Genomic DNA, 17,566 nt, shown 5'->3' with positions numbered 1-17,566 from the left:
TTCCTGCAAGGTTTTCAAAACCTTGTAGGTATTCAAAGTAAATATTAAGAAGGCGTAAAAATTAAACCTACAAGGTTTTCAAAACCTTGCAGGAAACACAACGATTAGACTTAAAATGACCTTATATAACTTATATGGTTTAAAAAATATGAAGAAGATAGTTTTTTTTATTTGTTTTTTATTTGTTTTCAGTTCAGTAGAGAGTCAGAAAAGCAATAAGACAGCGAAATTCCGTAAAGAGATTTCGCTGAATTCATTTTGGGAAACTACCATCTTAAGTGCGCCTTTGCAACAAGACGAAAATTTTGTAAAAGATCCAAAAACAAATTCCTGGCAAAAAACAAATGTGCCTCACAATTGGGATCAATATTACGGATACCGAAGAATGAAACACGGCAATTTGCATGGAACTGCCTGGTATCATAAAACATTTAAAATTGAAAAAACGAACAAAGGCAAACGCCTTTTTTTGTATTTTGAAGGAGTTGGTTCGTATGCAACAGTTTGGGTAAACGGAAAAAAAGTAGGCGAACACAAAGGCGGCAGAACCACTTTTACAATCGATATTACAAATGCCGTTTCCTTTGATGCTGAAAATGCAATCATGGTCAAAGCAGAACATCCATCATTTATTGCAGATCTTCCGTGGGTTTGCGGTGGCTGTTCCGGAGAATGGGGATTTTCTGAAGGCTCTCAGCCAATGGGAATTTTCAGACCGGTTTCTTTAGTCATTACAGATGAGGTTCGTATAGAACCTTTTGGCGTTCATATCTGGAATGACAAATCTATTTCTAAAGAAAAAGCGATTCTTCATACCACAACAGAAATCAAAAATTATGGTACTTCAGAACGAAATCTAACAATTGAAAATATACTTTTTGATGCAGCAGGAAATAAAGTTGCTATCAAAAAAAACGATATCAAAAGCATTTCAGGAGAAAGAAAAGAAATAACACAGACACTTCCGGAAATTTTAAAACCAAAATTATGGTCACCTTCCAATCCGTATTTATATGATTTGGTAACTTCCATTTATGAAAACGGAAAAATTATTGACCAATTAACAACGCCGTACGGAATTCGTTGGGTAAGCTGGCCAATTAACAGGCAAGGAAAAGACAATCGTTTTTATATCAATGATGAACCTTTGTTTGTAAACGGAATTTGCGAATACGAACATTTAATCGGCAAAAGCCATTCTTTTTCAGACGAACAAATTCATGCAAGAATCGAACAAATAAAAGCCGCTGGATTTAATGCTTTTCGAGAAGCACATCAACCTCATAATTTATTATATCAAAAAGAATTAGACGAAAACGGAATCTTGTTCTGGAGTCAGTTTTCGGCACATATTTGGTACGATACACCAGAATTCAAAGAGAATTTTAAAACCTTATTACGCGAATGGATTAAAGAACGCAGAAATAGCCCGTCGGTTGTCATGTGGGGATTGCAAAACGAAAGCACAATTCCGAAAGAATTTGCAGAAGAATGCACCAAAATTATTCGTGAAATGGATCCGTTATCTGAGTCGCAGCGTTTGGTAACAACTTGCAATGGCGGAGAAGGAACAGATTGGAATGTGGTGCAAAACTGGTCCGGAACGTATGGCGGAGATCCGTTAAAATACCATCTCGAAATGAGCACGCAACTCCTGAACGGAGAATATGGCGCATGGCGAACGGCAGATTTACATACCGAAGGCGAATTTGATCAACAGGGAATTCACAGCGAAAACAGATTTTCGCAATTAATGGAAATTAAAGTTCGTGAAGCCGAATCTGTAAAAGATAAAATTGCGGGACAATTCAATTGGCTTTTTGCTTCACACGAAAACCCGGGACGTTCTCAAAATGGTGAAGGATTTCGTGATATTGACAAAGTTGGCCCAATAAATTATAAAGGACTTTTTACCGTTTGGGGCGAACCTCTGGACGCGTATTATATGTATCGCGCCAATTATGTTTCGAACAAAATAAACCCAATGGTTTATATCGTTTCGCATTCGTGGCCAAATCGTTGGGATTCGGCAGGAATAAAAAACGGCATTGATATTTACTCCAATTGCGATGAAATAGAATTATTTAATGATGTTGATAAAAGTTCTTTAGGAAAAATTAAAAACCCGGGATTAGGACAGCATTTTCAGTTTAATAATGTCAATATTCAGTACAATGTTTTATATGCAGTTGGTTATGTAAATGGTAAAGCCGTTGCCAAAGATTATGTTGTGTTGAACACGCTTCCGAAAGCTCCAAATTTAAATGCATTATATACCAATCAGGCTGATATTACAAAAGCAAAAAAAGGATACAATTATATTTACAGAGTTAATTGCGGAGGTTCAGAACTAACAGATTCTGCAGGAAACACTTGGTTTACAGACACGCACAAAAACGGACAAAATACTTGGGGTTCTTTATCGTGGACAGATAAATTTGAAAAACTTCCCGATTTTTATGCGAGTCAAAGAAGCACTTTTGATCCAATAAGTGGAACAAAAGATCCCGAATTATTTCAAAATTTCAGATATGGAGTAGATAAATTAAGTTATGAATTTCCAGTTCCGGATGGCGAATATTTAGTCGAATTGTATTTTACAGAACCTTGGTACGGAGTTGGCGGCGGATTAGATTGCAAAGGCTGGCGTTTGTTTGATGTTGCCATTAACGAAAATGTGGTTCTGAAAGATTTTGATATTTGGTCAGAAGCCGGGCACGATAAAGCATTAAAGAAAACATTTAAGGTAAAAAGCAAAAACGGAAAACTGGTAATTTCATTTCCAAATGTAAAAGCGGGACAAGCAATTATCTCAGCAATTGCAATTGCCACTAAAAATTATCATGCCAGGCCAGCAGACGAATCTCCAAAAAACATTCAGAATCTTGTTTTAGATTCTTACGATAAAAGTATAAATAGAATAGCTTCATGGCTGGACATTAATTCAAAACAATATTCAGATTCAGATATTGTTTTTACGCAATTGCCTTCAGAAGTTTTTGGAGCAGATTATTTGCAGTTTTCAAATCTTTCTAAAGTAAAAGGTTCTTTTACAGCCAAAGAAGATTCAGATGTTTATGTTTTAATCGACAATAAAATAAAAACACAATTTGTCTGGTTATCGGATTATAAAAAAACAGAAACAATTGCAAAAAACAGTAATAATATCACGTTTACTATTTTTTCTAAAAAGGTTAAAAAAGAAGAAAAAGTACTTTTTGATAACTCAGAAATTATAAATACTATTATTGTTGTACCAGTTTATGATATGGGCGAAAAAGATGATTCTCGTCCGGTTGTTGTTTTTGAAGCAGAAAATGCAAAAACAACAGGAACAGATATCGTAAAAGGAAATTTTAAAAAAGCAGATTATATTGAATTCACAAAAAAGACAGAAAACAGCATTCAGTTTGAAGTAAAACCCGGAGTTGCCGGAATTTATTTAATGCGTTTCAGATTCATGAACAGAAACGAAACACCATTAAAAGTAAAATTCAAAATGGAAGATGCCTACGGAATTTTAATGCGAAATGATACAATCGATTTTATTCCTTCGTCAGAAAAATGGAAAATTTTAAATACAACTTCAGGCGGTTATATTAATGCAGGAACGTATAAAATTACGCTGGAAGGCGAAGATTTGAAAGGATTGGTTTTGGATAATTTTGAATTTCAATAGGTTTTTTTGAGGTTCAAAGTAGCAGAGGTTCAAAGATACAAAGGTTTTATTGTAGAGGCGCACAGCAGTGCGTCTACGTTCCAATTGTCCATATCATGTGTTAGACGCACTGCTGTGCGTCTCTACGGAAACGTTATGATGAATAATTAAATTAGAATAAAAACATATTTATGATTAAACATAAAAACATTTTACAAAAAACAATAATTGCAATAATATTGTTGTTCTCAATAATTGGTTTTTCACAAGGGAAACAAGCAAGAATCATTGAAGATTTCAATAAAAACTGGAACTTCAAAATTGGAGATTATCCAACAGCAATTCAATCTTATTTTAATGCATCTGATTGGAGAACGCTTCAATTGCCGCATGATTGGAGTATTGAAGGAACTTTTGATAAAGACAGTAAAACAAAACAGGCACAAGGTTTTTTGCCGGCAGGAAAAGGTTGGTATCGTAAAGTGTTTACAGTTCCTAAAGATTGGAAAAACAAAACCGTTTCGATAGAATTTGATGGTGTTTTTAAAAACAGTGAAGTCTTTATCAACGGACATTCTTTAGGAATTCGTCCGAATGGTTATATTTCATTTTCTTATGAGTTGTCTCAATATTTGAAATTTGGAAATCAGGAAAATATTATTGCCGTAAAAGTTGATAATGATGCACAGCCCAATTCAAGATGGTATACCGGTTCCGGAATTTACAGAAATGTGCGTTTGGTTGCGAGTAATAAACTTCATGTCGCAAAATGGGGAACTTATGTAACAACTCCGGATGCTGCGGCAACAAACTCAAAAATACATTTAGAAATTACAATTGATAATGATAATGATGTTTCAAAAGAGTTTAAATTGGTGAGTTCTATTTTGAATGCGGCTAATGTTGAAGTTGGGAGTTTTACTTCAACAGAAAAAATTTCGGGAAAAACATCAGGAAAAAAGATTCAGAATTTAACTTTAAATCGACCGGAATTATGGAGTCCGGAAAATCCGTATTTATATAAAATCGTTACCAAAATATATGACAAATCAAAATTAGCAGACAATTACGAAACGCCGCTTGGAGTTCGATATTTTAATTTTGATGCTGAAAAAGGCTTTTCATTAAACGGAAAACCAACCAAAATTGTAGGCGTTTGCCTGCATCATGATAATGGTGCTTTGGGTGCGGTAGAAAATATTCATGCCGTAAAAAGAAAATTAGTTTTATTGAAAGAAATGGGCGTAAATGCTATTAGAATGTCTCATAATCCACATTCGTTAGAAATGATGCAATTGTGCGACGAAATGGGATTTATTGTTCAGGATGAAGCTTTTGATGTCTGGAAAAAGAAAAAAGTAACCAACGATTACCACAAAGACTGGGATGCGTGGCACAAACAGGATTTAGAAGACTTTATTAAAAGAGACCGCAATCATCCATCGGTAATAATGTGGAGTATTGGTAACGAAATCAGGGAACAATTTGATAGTACAGGAACTTCAATTACAAAAGAACTGGCTCAAATTGTAAAATCGTTAGATACAACACGTCCCGTAACTTCTGCTTTGACAGAAAATATTCCGGAGAAAAATTTCATTTATCAATCAGGCGCTTTAGATCTTTTGGGATTCAATTATAAACACGAAGATTATAAAGATTTTCCAACTCGTTTTAAAGGACAAAAAATAATTGCTTCAGAAAGTGTTTCGGCATTGGAAACGCGCGGACATTATGATTTTCCAAATGGAATTAAAGCGTGGCCAACAAAACATGGCGCTCCGTTTGATGGAAATGCAGATTGGACGGTTTCTGCTTACGATCAGGTAAAATCGTATTGGGGCGCAACGCACGAAGAGAATTGGAAAACGATAAAGAAACAGGATTTTATGGCAGGAACTTTTATCTGGACTGGTTTTGATTATATCGGCGAGCCAGATCCGTATCCGTATCCGGCAAGAAGTTCTTATTTCGGAATCATCGATTTAGCGGGATTTCCAAAAGATGTTTATTATATGTATCAAAGCGAATGGTCGACAAAACCTGTTTTGCATATTTTTCCGCATTGGAATTGGGCAAAAGATCAGGAAGTTGATGTGTGGGCGTATTATAATAATGCCGATGAAGTTGAATTGTTTTTAAATGGAAAATCTTTAGGAAAAAAATCCAAACAAAATGATGATTTGCATATTTCATGGCGTGTAAAATTTGAACCGGGAACCATAAAAGCGATTTCAAGAAAAGATGGGAAAGTGGTTTTAGAGGCAGCAATTCATACTGCCGGAGAAGCTTCAAAAATAGATTTGAAAGCAGACAAAACCACAATCAAAAATGACACTTATGATTTGGTTTATGTAGCCGTTTCTCTTGTAGACAAAGAAGGGAATTTACTTCCAAACGCAAATGATTTAATCAATTTTGAAGTTTCGGGCGGCGGAAAATTAGTTGGCGTTGATAATGGTTATCAAGCCAATTTAGATTCTTTTAAAGCGAATTCCTGTAAATTATTTAATGGAAAATGTATTGCGATTATCCAATCGAACGGGAAGAAGGAGAATATTCAATTGAAGGCTTCGACTGGAAACGGAATTCCAATTTCATCTCTTGAAATTAAAGTAGAGTAAATATATTGCTCGCAAAGTCGCGAAGACGCAAAGTTTTTTTGAACCATATAAGTTATATAAGTTGATTTAAGTTTTTTCTTAATTGTACTTATATAACTTATATCGTTTGTTTTTTTGTTCTTACATCCATAATGGAGTTTTTTTATATCCGTCATTTTGGCTAATACAACTTCCAAAATGGCTACAAGCAACTTTATGCTTCGGCTGATCTTTGCATTATAATTTTAAAACAATTAAAAATGCAAAAGACAATTTTTATTACAGGCGCTTCAACAGGATTAGGAAAATCTACGGCAAAATTATTTCAAAGCAAAGGCTGGCAAGTTATTGCAACGATGCGTAATCCTGAAAAAGAAACAGAATTAAATCAGTTAGAGAATGTAATTGTACTTCCGTTGGATGTTACGAACGAGGAACAAATTGATTCAACTATTAAAAATATTACGGCTAAATATTCGGTTGATGTTGTTTTAAACAATGCCGGATATGGTTTAATTGGTGCTTTAGAATCTTTGGATAATCAGCAAATTGAGCGTCAAATCGTAACTAATTTATTTGGTGTTATTAGAGTTTCAAAAGCGTTTGTAGCTCACTTTCGTGAAAAGAAAAGCGGAACTTTTATCAATATTACTTCTACTTTTGGATTAATGGGTTTTCCGACTTGTTCGATTTATAGTGCGACAAAATTTGCCGTAGATGGTTTTTCTGAAAGTCTGGCATCTGAATTAACGCAATTTGGAATTCAGGTAAAAGTTGTCGCTCCGGGCGGAATGCAAACTGATTTTGCTGTTCGTTCTATGGAAGTTGGACAACACGAAGCATACGAAAAATTAACGCTTGAAGTAAGTAAAGGTTATAGCGCAGAAAAAATGGAAAACTACACAAAAGCCGAAGATGTTGCCCAAATTATCTACGAAGCAGCAACTGACAACAAAAGCCAATTGCGATATATTGCTGGAAATGATGCAAATGCATTATATAACGAACGATTAAGTTTGGGTGCCGAAACTCAGGTGCAAAATATGAAAGCCATGTTTACTTTTTAATTTTAGAATAGTTCACTGGAATATTGCGCCAGTAGAACATTTCGTAAATTTGTAAAAACTCCAGAATTTTAAGTTGCAACTTAATCCATGAAAATGAAAAATCAACCCAAAATATTCAATTCCATTTCAGAGTTACATAAAGCGATGGGACAACCAAAACCAATGCATCCGCTTATTAGTATACTAAATTATGGCGAAGCTATATTTGATCCGAAGGATTTTGAAAACGGTATTGTTTTGGATTTTTATAAGATATCTTTCAAAACAAATTTCACAGGAAAATTACGTTACGGACACGGTTTCTATGATTTTGAAGAAGGCGGAATGTCATTTGTATCTCCGGGACAAGTTTTGAAAATGCAGGAAGAAGAAGCGGATTACAGCGGAATGTCGCTAAATATTCATCCTGATTTTTTTCGGCCTTATAGTTTAAATGAGAATATCAAAAAGTACGGATTTTTCTCTTATTCGGCTGCTGAAGCTTTATATCTTTCAGAAAAAGAAAAAGAAACGATTTTGGGCGTTTTCAAAAATATTCAGAATGAACTCGACGAACGAATTGATCATTTTAGCCAGGATGTTATTATTTCGCAAATAGAACTTTTGCTGAATTATAGCAATCGTTTTTACAATCGCCAGTTTATTACCCGAAAAGCAGTTAATAACGATATACTTTCTAAACTGGAAAACTTGTTGGAGAATTATTTTAATACCGAAAAACCACTGGAAAATGGTTTGCCAACCGTGCAGTTTGTAGCAGACGAAATGCAATTATCGCCAAGATATCTGAGCGATTTATTACGCAGCACTTCAGGGCAAAATACGCAGCAGTTTATTCACGATAAATTGATAGAAAAGGCAAAAGAATATATTGCAAAAGGAATATTTTCGGTTTCAGAAATCGCTTATAAATTAGGTTTTGAGCATCCGCAGTCTTTCAATAAATTGTTTAAGAAAAAAACAAATATCAGTCCGATTGCATTTAAAGAATTATTCAATAAAAATTAAATTATGGCATCACTAAACTTTGAACAGCTAAAAGAGCGTTCTTTAAAAATAAGAGCACGTTATCACGAACTAGAATTATCGCATCACGGCAGCGAATGGACAATTGAAGAAGATGCATTGGCTTTTTTGACTGATGCAGGTTTGGTTGGTCGCAACGTAATGTCGCAACAAGGAAGATGGCCAAAAGGAAATACAGAAGAAGAATTGAAACACAAAATAGGAGAGTCTATTTGGTGGCTTACGGTTTTGGCTGAAAGAATGAATATTAATATTGAAGAAGTTACAGAAGATTTTTTAACTAAAACAGAAGAATTAGTAGGGAATTAATTTTTGTGCCAAATTGCAAATTCTGAAAAAGCAACATTTTTTAATTCACGAAATTAAATAACTAAAAAAGACTCCATGATTATAATGGAGTCTTTTTTTTAATCTGAATTAATAAATTTCTGTTTTATTTTGTGGTTTTTATTATCTCTTCTAATTCTTTTATTTTTTTACTGACATTTGCTTGGTAGCTTTCATCAGCATTTAGTTCTTTTGCTTTTGTATAATTTAGCAAAGCCTTTTCGAAATTCTTATTTATCTGACAAACCTCTCCTAAACTGTCAAAAGCATTAAAAGACTTCGGATTTTCTGTGGTGTTTAAAGTAAATACAAATACGGCTTCTTGAGTTTTTTTCTCGTTCAAAAGGATATATCCAATAGCGTTTAAATGCTCTTCGAAATTTACATTTAAATATTTGGGATTGTTTTTTAAAGTTGTAAAAGCATTTTTAAAATTATCTATATTATTTTGTGCAGAATTAATTAAAGACTCGAAGGCTAAAACATTATAGTCAATAATATCGTTATCGACCAAATATGCAATCTGATTAACAATATTTTCAACATCAAAATTATTCCCTCCCAAGCCATTTGCTAAAAAAATGATACTTAAATTATCTTTAGGGAAATTTCTATAAGCAGTAATTCTTCCACCGGAAAAACCATAAGATAGATGACCATTAATTACGCGTTCATCCCAACCAAAAGTAAATTTTTCGTTTGATTTGGAGTAAGGAAAAGTTTCCCACATACTATTTTTTGATTTCTCATTAATAAGTTTATTGCTGTTTAATTTTTTGTCCCATATCAAAAAACTGTCCATTGTGATATTGATCCCATTACAGCTATTAAGATAACTGCCGTTGTTTGGAAGGCTAATTTGCATTTTGCCAGTATCATAATTAAAATATGGCGTAACTCTATTTGGAATAATGTCTCTTGAGTCTGTTGAGAAAAACATACTTTTCTTAGATATATCAGTAAACTGGTTTTGTGTAATAAAGGTTTCAATATCTTGTCTGCTCACCGTTTCTATAACTTTTTGAAGAAGCCAAAAATTGGTTTGATTATATTCAAATTTCTCTCCTTTTTTAAACGCTATCGTATCTGCAAATACTTTTTCTTGCGCAACATTCTCTTCTAGTTTTTCATAGTTCACAATATCGGGAAGCCCGGAAGATTGTGTTAGCAAATTTTTAATTTGAATAGAATTCCATGTTTTTGGAAGACCACTAATGTATTTTGAAACAGAGTCTTCTAAAGATAATCGGCCTTGCTCTATAAGTTGAAAAGTTCCTGTCGTAACAATTAACTTTGTTAAAGAATAAATTCTAAATATAGATTTATCAGAGACAGGTATGTCATTCTCAATATTTGCTTTCCCATAATTTTTTTTGTGAATTACCTTTCCGTTTTTAATAACAGCAAGTGAAATTCCGGGAATTACATACCTGTTTTGAATTTGAAATATGTATTTATCAATTTCTGTATTTAAGAAAGCCTTCGGGTTATTTTGGGCTTTACCAGCAGAAAATGAAAACAGTATTAAGAGTGAAACAAATAGTTTAATTAGGTTTATCATAGAGGTTATTTATTATTCATATTTCAAATATTTTAAAATATCCGTTTTTGTTGCGATATAAGCTCTTGAAAGCACAATTATCAAAGTCAAAATAAGTAAAATAATAAATCCTAAAAAGAAAGGAAACACAGTAATATCAATTCTAAAAGCAAAATTTTCGAGCCATTGATTTAATAAATAATAAACCGGAAACAAGGCAATCAGAAATCCAATTATACAATACAAAATATATTGTTTTGATAAAGCTGTTAGCAATGTATTGGTTTCTGCACCAAGTGTTTTTCTAATGGCGATTTCTTTCATTCGTCTTTGTATCGAATAAGAAGCCAAAGCAAATAAGCCGAATAATGCTATTGCAATTACGATAATATTTAAAAGCGAAAAAAGATTCTTTTGTTTGGTGTACGTTTCATAAGTTCTTGCGTATTGCTTGTCGACAAAATCATATTGAAACGGATATTCGGTATCGACTTTCGACCATAATTTTTCGATATTGGTAATCGTGTTTTCCAAATTGTCGGCGTTTAGTTTTATGTAAACTTTATCTATGTTATGCGCCATATCAAAGGTTTTAATATGATGAAAAGCAATTGGCGGCACTTTTAATTCTGGGCTCAATAAGTTAAAATCCCTGACAATACCAATAATTTTTAATTTTTGATCCCGTATGAGAAGTTCTTTTCCAAGTGGAGTTTTAAGATTCATTAATTTTGCGGCCGTTTCATTTATTATGACTGAATTAACGGTGTCAGACGCTATTTTTTTATCAAAATCTCTGCCTTTTATTATTTTAATATTCAGCATTTCAAACATTCCAAAATCTAAATTGATTATTCTTTCCTTAAAAAGTTCATTATTATACAGCACCGGAGAAATAGAATTATCTGAACCGTCAAAAGAAATAAGACCGGTAGAAACTTGTTGAACGCCTTTAATTTTATACAGCTGTTGTTTTATGATGCTGTATTTATTGTAAATAATTTGTTCTGCGTTTTCTGATTGATGTTCAATTGATGGGAAATTTAGGCAAACCGAAATTACCTGATCGCCTTTAAAACCAAGATCTTTATTTTGTAAATATTTAATTTGCTGATATACAATATTAGAACCAATAATAAAAAAAGCAGCAATTGCAAATTGAAGAATAAGCATTCCGTTACGCAGCCAAAGACCATTTTTGCTTCTTTCGAAATTTCCTTTCAGGACTTTAAAAGTTTTAAAATTGGCGATGTAAATTGCCGGTAATAATCCAGCAGTCAAAACCGTAATGATGAAAATCAGAATCAATTGTAGATAAAACTGACTGGCGAGAAGTGCAATGTTTTTGTTTAAAAAATTGTTGTAATAAGGCAAAGCAAGTTCTACAATTACTAACGCTAATAAAATGGAGAAACTCGTTGTTAAAATAGTTTCAAAAAGAAACTGAATAATTATATCGCCTTTAGAAGCTCCCGAAATTTTACGCACTCCAACTTCTTTTGCTCGCTTTACCGCATTTGCAGTGGCGAGATTGATATAGTTAACAATCGACAAAATGAGAATCAAAAGAGACAAACCCATCATGATCATCAAAAACTGATAATTTCCTCGCGTTTCAGGATAACCATCTGCTATCGAATGTAATCTGGCCTTAGACAAAGGTTCAAGAATAACCGTAAAATAACCTACTTTTTTAGCCATAACTTCGGCTGTAAAACCTGCTTCTTTGGCAAGTCGGGTAATAAAATCGTGGTTATAAAGTCTCTCGAGTTTCTGTCTTGTAAGATCAACTTTTGACGGGTCTTTTACTTTTAGTAATAACTTTAAAATAAACGGATTCATCATTCCGGAAGTTGTCAGTTCCTTCATTTTATTGATGATGACATTTGGCGCAATCGAAGAATTTCCTGGAATATGATACACGGCGCGTACAGAAAACAGCTGGTCAAAACATTTTATTTGTTTCCCAATGGGATTTTCATTTCCAAAAATCCTTTTAGCCGTAATATCTGAAATAGCAATGCTGGAATCATCTTTTATAGCTGAAATTGCATCGCCCTGAATCATTTTGAAAGGAAAAAAAGAAAAGAAATTTTGTTCGACATTGATAATTTTATCTACAAATTCTTTCTTTCCCTTATAAATAATTTTATCTTTTTGATACCAATAGTCAGCATATAGTATAGATTCGATATTTGGATCTTTGTCTAAAGCGGGTTTCAAAAATAAGGCACAATTAGACCAGGCAGGCATATCGGTTACCTGAACCAAAACCTGATAGACTTTTTCTTTTTCAGGATTCCATTCGTTATAACTTTGTTCGTCGTTCCAATACAGTAAAGCGAAAATTAATCCCGCAATTCCTATTGACAATCCTAAAATATTAAGAAAAGAGAACAGCTTGTTGTGCTTGAGCTGGTAAATAAATATGTTGATATAATTTAGTATCATAGTTTTGGTTGAGGTTAGTTCTAAAAGGTTAAACACTTTTAGTTATTCATATTTCAGGTATTTCAAAATATCAATTTTGGTTACCTGATATGCTTTTGCCAAAACAATTGTCAAGGTCAAAAACAGTAAAGAAACAAGTGCAACAAAAAACGGCAGCAACGGAATATCAATTCTAAAAGCAAAATCTTCAAGCCATTTTTGCAACAAAAGATAAGCGGGAATTATTCCGATCATGAAACCAATCAAACAGAAAACTACATATTGTTTGGATAAATTTTTGAGTAAAACATTTGTTTCTGCGCCCAACGTTTTTCGAATAGCAATTTCCCTTAATCTTCTTTCCATTGAAAATGAAGCCAAAGCAAATAATCCGAAAACGGCAATTAGAATTACAATCGCATTTAAAAGAGAAAATAACTGACTTTGGTTTTGATACTTTTTATAAGATCGGGCAAAGTTTTTATCGACAAAAGTATATTCAAACGGATATTCTGAGTCAACTTTTGTTTTCCAGAATTTTCCAATAGCATCAATAGTTTGAGGCATTTCTTTTGGTGAAATTTTAACGGCTATAGTATGTATATCTTTTTGTGCCCATTTTTCTGTTTTGAGATGAAAGAAAATCATTGGACCAATTTTATTTTCAAGTCCGAAATAATTGAAGTCCTTTACAATTCCTACGACTTTATAATTTCCCTCCGATAAATTGACAATTTTATCCAAAGGATCTTTTTCCTGTAATGTTTTTGCGGCAGTTTCATTTAGTAAAACATTCGAAATAGTATCTGAGGCAAATTTATCGGTCAAATCTCTTCCTTTTAATATTTGTATTCCCAAAAGATCCAGCATTCCAAAATCAATACCCATTTGCTGCGTTATAACTTCCGGATTGGTTTTATAATGTAAACCACTCCACGAGTTTTCCATGCTTCCAATAGAAAATGATGCTGTAGAAACAGTTTCAACACCATTAATTTTTTGAAGTTCCTGTTGTATGGTTTTATATCTTTCAAATTGTCCTCTTCCTTTTTTAGCCTTAAAAGAAATATCGATGACTTGCGATCCATTAAAACCCAGATCTTTTGCGGCCATAAAATTTACTTGTTGATAGACAATAAAAGAACCAATGATAAAAAAGGTTGCGATAGCAAATTGCAAAACAAGCATTGCGTTACGAAACCATACACCGCTTTTGCTTCTTGAAAAGTTACCTTTTAAAACTTTCAAAGGCTCAAAATTTGATATATAAATTGCCGGAAAAACCCCGGAAACAAAAACAACAAGAACAAAAATCAACACTAATTGAAGATAGAATTGCGTTCCGATAATGATGAGGTTTTTGTTTAAAAGCGAATTATAAAAAGGCAGTGAAAGCTCTACAATTACCAATGCTAATAAAACGGAGAAAAGCGTAATTAATATGGTTTCAAATACAAATTGAATTATGATTTGCAATTTTGTGGCGCCAACAACTTTTCTTACGCCTACTTCTTTAGCACGTTTTATAGCATTTGCGGTTGCCAGATTAATATAATTTGCAATAGATAACAGTAAAATAAGTATAGACAAACCCATTAATATTTGCAAAAATATCAGGTTGCTGTTTCCTTCCGGAAAAGGAGTATTTCCCTGATGAAGCCTTGCAGCAGTGAGTGGCAGTAACCTCATTTTAAGCGGTTCTCCATATCTTTTTATAAAAGCTTCAAGAGATAAACCTTCACTCTTTGCCTGCTTTTTGTAGTTTTCCTGAACAAAAATTTCATTTAATTTTTTAACAACAGCAGTTGAATCGCTTTGTTTTTTTAGCTTAAGCATTAATCCATAACTCAAGCCCCAGCTTTCTCTGTCTTTTTCGAGATCGTCTTCAATTACAGTTGTAACTGCAGATGGCATTGCCGAAGATTTTTCGGACAATCGATATACGCCGCGAACAACGAAAATTTGTTCTGCATATCTGACTTGTTTTCCCATCGGATTTTCATCCTTAAATAAACGAGAGGCAGTTTCTTCAGAAATAGCAATACTGTTGCGATCGTGAATAGCACTTTTTGCATCGCCTCGAACAAATTCAAAAGGAAAAAAAGAAAAGAAACTGCTTTGTGCCGTAAAAATCTTGTCAAACAATTCTATTTTACCTTTGTATTGTATCGTTTCCTTACTGTAATTGGTTCTAATAAAGCAATAATCATCTACATAAGAAGTAGTTGCTTTTAAAATAGGAGCAGGAATTGTCGAGGTTACAGCCCAGACATTTCCGCCACCAAGATCACTCATTATAGTATAAATTTTATCTTTTTGAGGATTCCATTGATCATACGAATGTTCCTCATTCCAATACAAAATTGCAAAAATTAATCCTGCAATTCCAATACTCAAACCCAAAACATTCAAAGCCGTAAAGAATTTGTTGTTTTTGATGTGGTATATAAATATGTTAGTCCAGTTTTTTAGCATGTTATTCGTATTTTAAATATTTTAATACATCGACTTTTGTCGCCTGATACGTTCTCGAAAGCACTACAATTAGCGTTAAAGAGAGTAATGCCACAAAGCCAATAAGAAACGGAAGTATTGGAATATCAATTCTAAAAACGAAATCTTCGAGCCATTTATTCAATAAATAATAGGCCGGGAATACCGCAATCAGAAATCCGATAACACAAAAAATAATATATTGTTTAGACAGTTCTTTTAGCAAAACATTGGTTTCGGCGCCAAGTGTTTTTCGAATGGCAATTTCCTTCATACGACTTTGTATTGAATACGAAGCCAATGCAAAGAGTCCGAAAAGAGCAATGAGAATTACGATTATATTCAATAAAGAAAAAAGATTTCTCTGATTCACAAATTCCTTATAATTTCTGGCGTAAGCCTTATCTGTAAAATCATATTTAAAAGGATAATCAGTAGTAATATTTTGTTTCCAGAATTTCTCGAGATCGGCAATTGTATTTTGCATTTCCGCAGGATTCACTTTTACGAATATATGATTGACATTCAGATTCATCCAGCTGATTGTTTTTAGATGAAAAAATACCATGGGCGGAATTTGCGCTTTTGGTCCCCAGATATTGAAATTTTTTACTATTCCAATAATTTTGAGTTTATGTTCGTTCCATTTTACAATTTTACCAATGGGATTTTTTTCTTTCATTAATTTCAAAGCCGTTTCGTTTATCAATATATTCGTAATCGTGTCTGATGAAATTCGACTGTCAAAATAACGTCCCTGACTTAATTTGATTTTTAGCATTTCGAGCATTCCAAAATCAACAGCCATATTTTGTCCCTGAATATTAATACCATGATAGCTAAAAGTTGATGATGAAGTGCCGCCGCCGCCAAAAGAAAACGCTCCTGTACTTACTTGCGAAACACCTTTGATTTTTGAGATTTCCTGTTTAACAGTTTCATATCGCGTATATAAGTTTTTGACTGCGTTTTGATCATTTGGATCGAAATAAGGTTTTCTATAATTTATTTCTAATACCTGATCGCCTTTAAAACCTAAATCTCTTTGGGTTAAAAACTGTACTTGCTCATACACAATATAAGATCCGATAATAAAAAAAGCGGCAATTGCAAATTGCAAAATAAGCATTCCGTTTCTCAGCCAGACACCGCTTTTGCTTCTTCCAAAATTTCCCTTTAATACTTTCAAAGTTTCAAAATTCGAAATGTAAAGCGCTGGAAATATTCCGGCAAGAATTACAGTAACAATAAAAATGAAACCCAATTCAACAAAAAATTGTGAGCCATGAATGGCTAATTCCTTTTCTAAAAAATTATTGTAAAAAGGCAATGATAACTCCACAATCACTAAGGATAAAAGAATAGAAAAAGAAGTAATGATGAAAGTTTCAAAAATAAACTGTAGGACAATATTACTTTTTGATGCTCCTAAAATTTTTCTAACCCCAACTTCTTTAGCTCTTTTTATGGCATTTGCCGTTGCCAGATTGATATAATTAAAAAGTGATAAGATCAAAATCAAAACAGATAATCCCATCATAATCATCAGGAATTGATAATTGCCTTTTCCTTCTGCATATCCATCAACAATCGAATGTAATCTGGCATCTTTTAAAGGTTCCAGAAATATTTTCATATTCTCAACCCCATTTTTTTTCTGCCATTCTGCAATAGTCAAACCTTCTTTTTTCGCCCATTTTGCAGTACGATTTTTGAATAGCAGACTTTCCATTTTGGCAATCACTTTATTTTTATCGGCCGGATTTTTTAATTTTATTAATAAACCATTATTAAAATTTCCCCAGCTGTCTTTTTCTGTAGGCAACTTTTCATCGATAAGATTTACAACAGCTTCCGGCGCCAAAGATGATTTTCCGGGAATTGTATAAACGCCCGTAACAACTAATTTTTTATCGGTATAGATCACTGTTTTGCCCAAAACATCGATGTTTCCAAATAAATTTAGAGCCATTTGTTTTGAAATAGCAATACAACTTTTGTCTTTTAAAGCTGTCTTTGCACTTCCTTTTATAAAATTAAAAGGAAACATTTCGAAAAAAGTTTTTTGAGCATCGATGATTTTAAAAATGCCTTTTTTATCGTTGTATTGAATTAGCTTTTCAGCATACCAATTATCGAGATAACAATAACTTTCAATTTCCTTGAAATCGGTTTTAAAATAATCTTCAAACGATGACACATTCGTAGACCAAAAATTATCCGGACTTATCTGGCATATAGATTGAAAAACAACTTCTTTGTTTGGGTTCCATTCGTTATAACTCTGTTCCTCATTCCAATATAAAATGGCAAAAATTAAACCTGCGATTCCAATACTCAAACCCAAAACATTCAAAGCCGTAAAGAATTTGTTGTTTTTGATGTGGTATATAAAAATGTTAATCCAGTTTTTCAGCATAAT

Annotated in this window: 9 protein-coding genes; 5 read left to right on the top strand and 4 right to left on the bottom strand. The window is 33.0% G+C overall.

Annotation, left to right across the window (positions count from 1 at the left end; all coding sequences use genetic code 11):
• The first annotated feature begins 148 nt into the window (after nucleotides 1-148).
• The 5 genes from GKZ86_RS14520 (at nucleotide 149) to GKZ86_RS14500 (ending at nucleotide 8,663) form a co-directional block, all read left to right on the top strand.
• Nucleotides 149-3,679: a malectin domain-containing carbohydrate-binding protein gene (locus GKZ86_RS14520; protein WP_154783801.1), complete on the top strand. Its 3,531-nt coding sequence runs from the start codon at nucleotides 149-151 to the stop codon at nucleotides 3,677-3,679.
• Nucleotides 3,680-3,849: 170 nt separating this feature from the next.
• Nucleotides 3,850-6,282 carry a glycoside hydrolase family 2 TIM barrel-domain containing protein gene (locus GKZ86_RS14515; RefSeq protein WP_154783800.1) on the top strand — a complete coding sequence of 811 codons (2,433 nt, stop codon included), beginning with the start codon at nucleotides 3,850-3,852 and terminating at the stop codon, nucleotides 6,280-6,282.
• 239 nt (nucleotides 6,283-6,521) lie between these two features.
• Complete coding sequence (locus GKZ86_RS14510; protein ID WP_154783799.1) at nucleotides 6,522-7,328, top strand: SDR family oxidoreductase; 807 nt, start codon at nucleotides 6,522-6,524, stop codon at nucleotides 7,326-7,328.
• 93 nt (nucleotides 7,329-7,421) lie between these two features.
• Entirely contained in the window at nucleotides 7,422-8,336 is a 915-nt protein-coding gene (locus tag GKZ86_RS14505) for an AraC family transcriptional regulator (protein ID WP_154783798.1), read from the top strand.
• 3 nt (nucleotides 8,337-8,339) lie between these two features.
• Nucleotides 8,340-8,663, top strand: coding sequence for a MazG-like protein (locus GKZ86_RS14500; RefSeq protein WP_154783797.1), 324 nt, complete (start codon nucleotides 8,340-8,342; stop codon nucleotides 8,661-8,663).
• Between the two features lie 124 nt (nucleotides 8,664-8,787).
• On the opposite strand, the gene GKZ86_RS14495 is transcribed toward GKZ86_RS14500, so the two are convergent.
• Genes GKZ86_RS14495 through GKZ86_RS14480 form a run of 4 tightly spaced genes read right to left on the bottom strand, consistent with a single transcriptional unit; the run spans nucleotide 8,788 to nucleotide 17,563 of the window.
• A complete protein-coding gene (locus GKZ86_RS14495; protein WP_154783796.1) occupies nucleotides 8,788-10,242 on the bottom strand; it encodes a serine hydrolase domain-containing protein in 1,455 nt (484 codons plus the stop codon).
• 12 nt (nucleotides 10,243-10,254) lie between these two features.
• Nucleotides 10,255-12,672: an ABC transporter permease gene (locus GKZ86_RS14490; protein ID WP_154783795.1), complete on the bottom strand. Its 2,418-nt coding sequence runs from the start codon at nucleotides 12,670-12,672 to the stop codon at nucleotides 10,255-10,257.
• Nucleotides 12,673-12,714: 42 nt separating this feature from the next.
• Entirely contained in the window at nucleotides 12,715-15,126 is a 2,412-nt protein-coding gene (locus GKZ86_RS14485) for an ABC transporter permease (RefSeq protein WP_154783794.1), read from the bottom strand.
• A gap of 1 nt (nucleotide 15,127) precedes the next feature.
• Nucleotides 15,128-17,563 (bottom strand): ABC transporter permease, encoded by a 2,436-nt coding sequence (locus GKZ86_RS14480; RefSeq protein WP_154783793.1) that lies wholly within the window; start codon nucleotides 17,561-17,563, stop codon nucleotides 15,128-15,130.
• Between the last annotated feature and the right edge of the window lie 3 nt (nucleotides 17,564-17,566).

The sequence above is a fragment of the Flavobacterium sp. LC2016-13 genome (assembly GCF_009707955.1).
GTDB lineage: Bacteria > Bacteroidota > Bacteroidia > Flavobacteriales > Flavobacteriaceae > Flavobacterium.
This window is presented reverse-complemented; position numbering and strand designations above follow the sequence as displayed.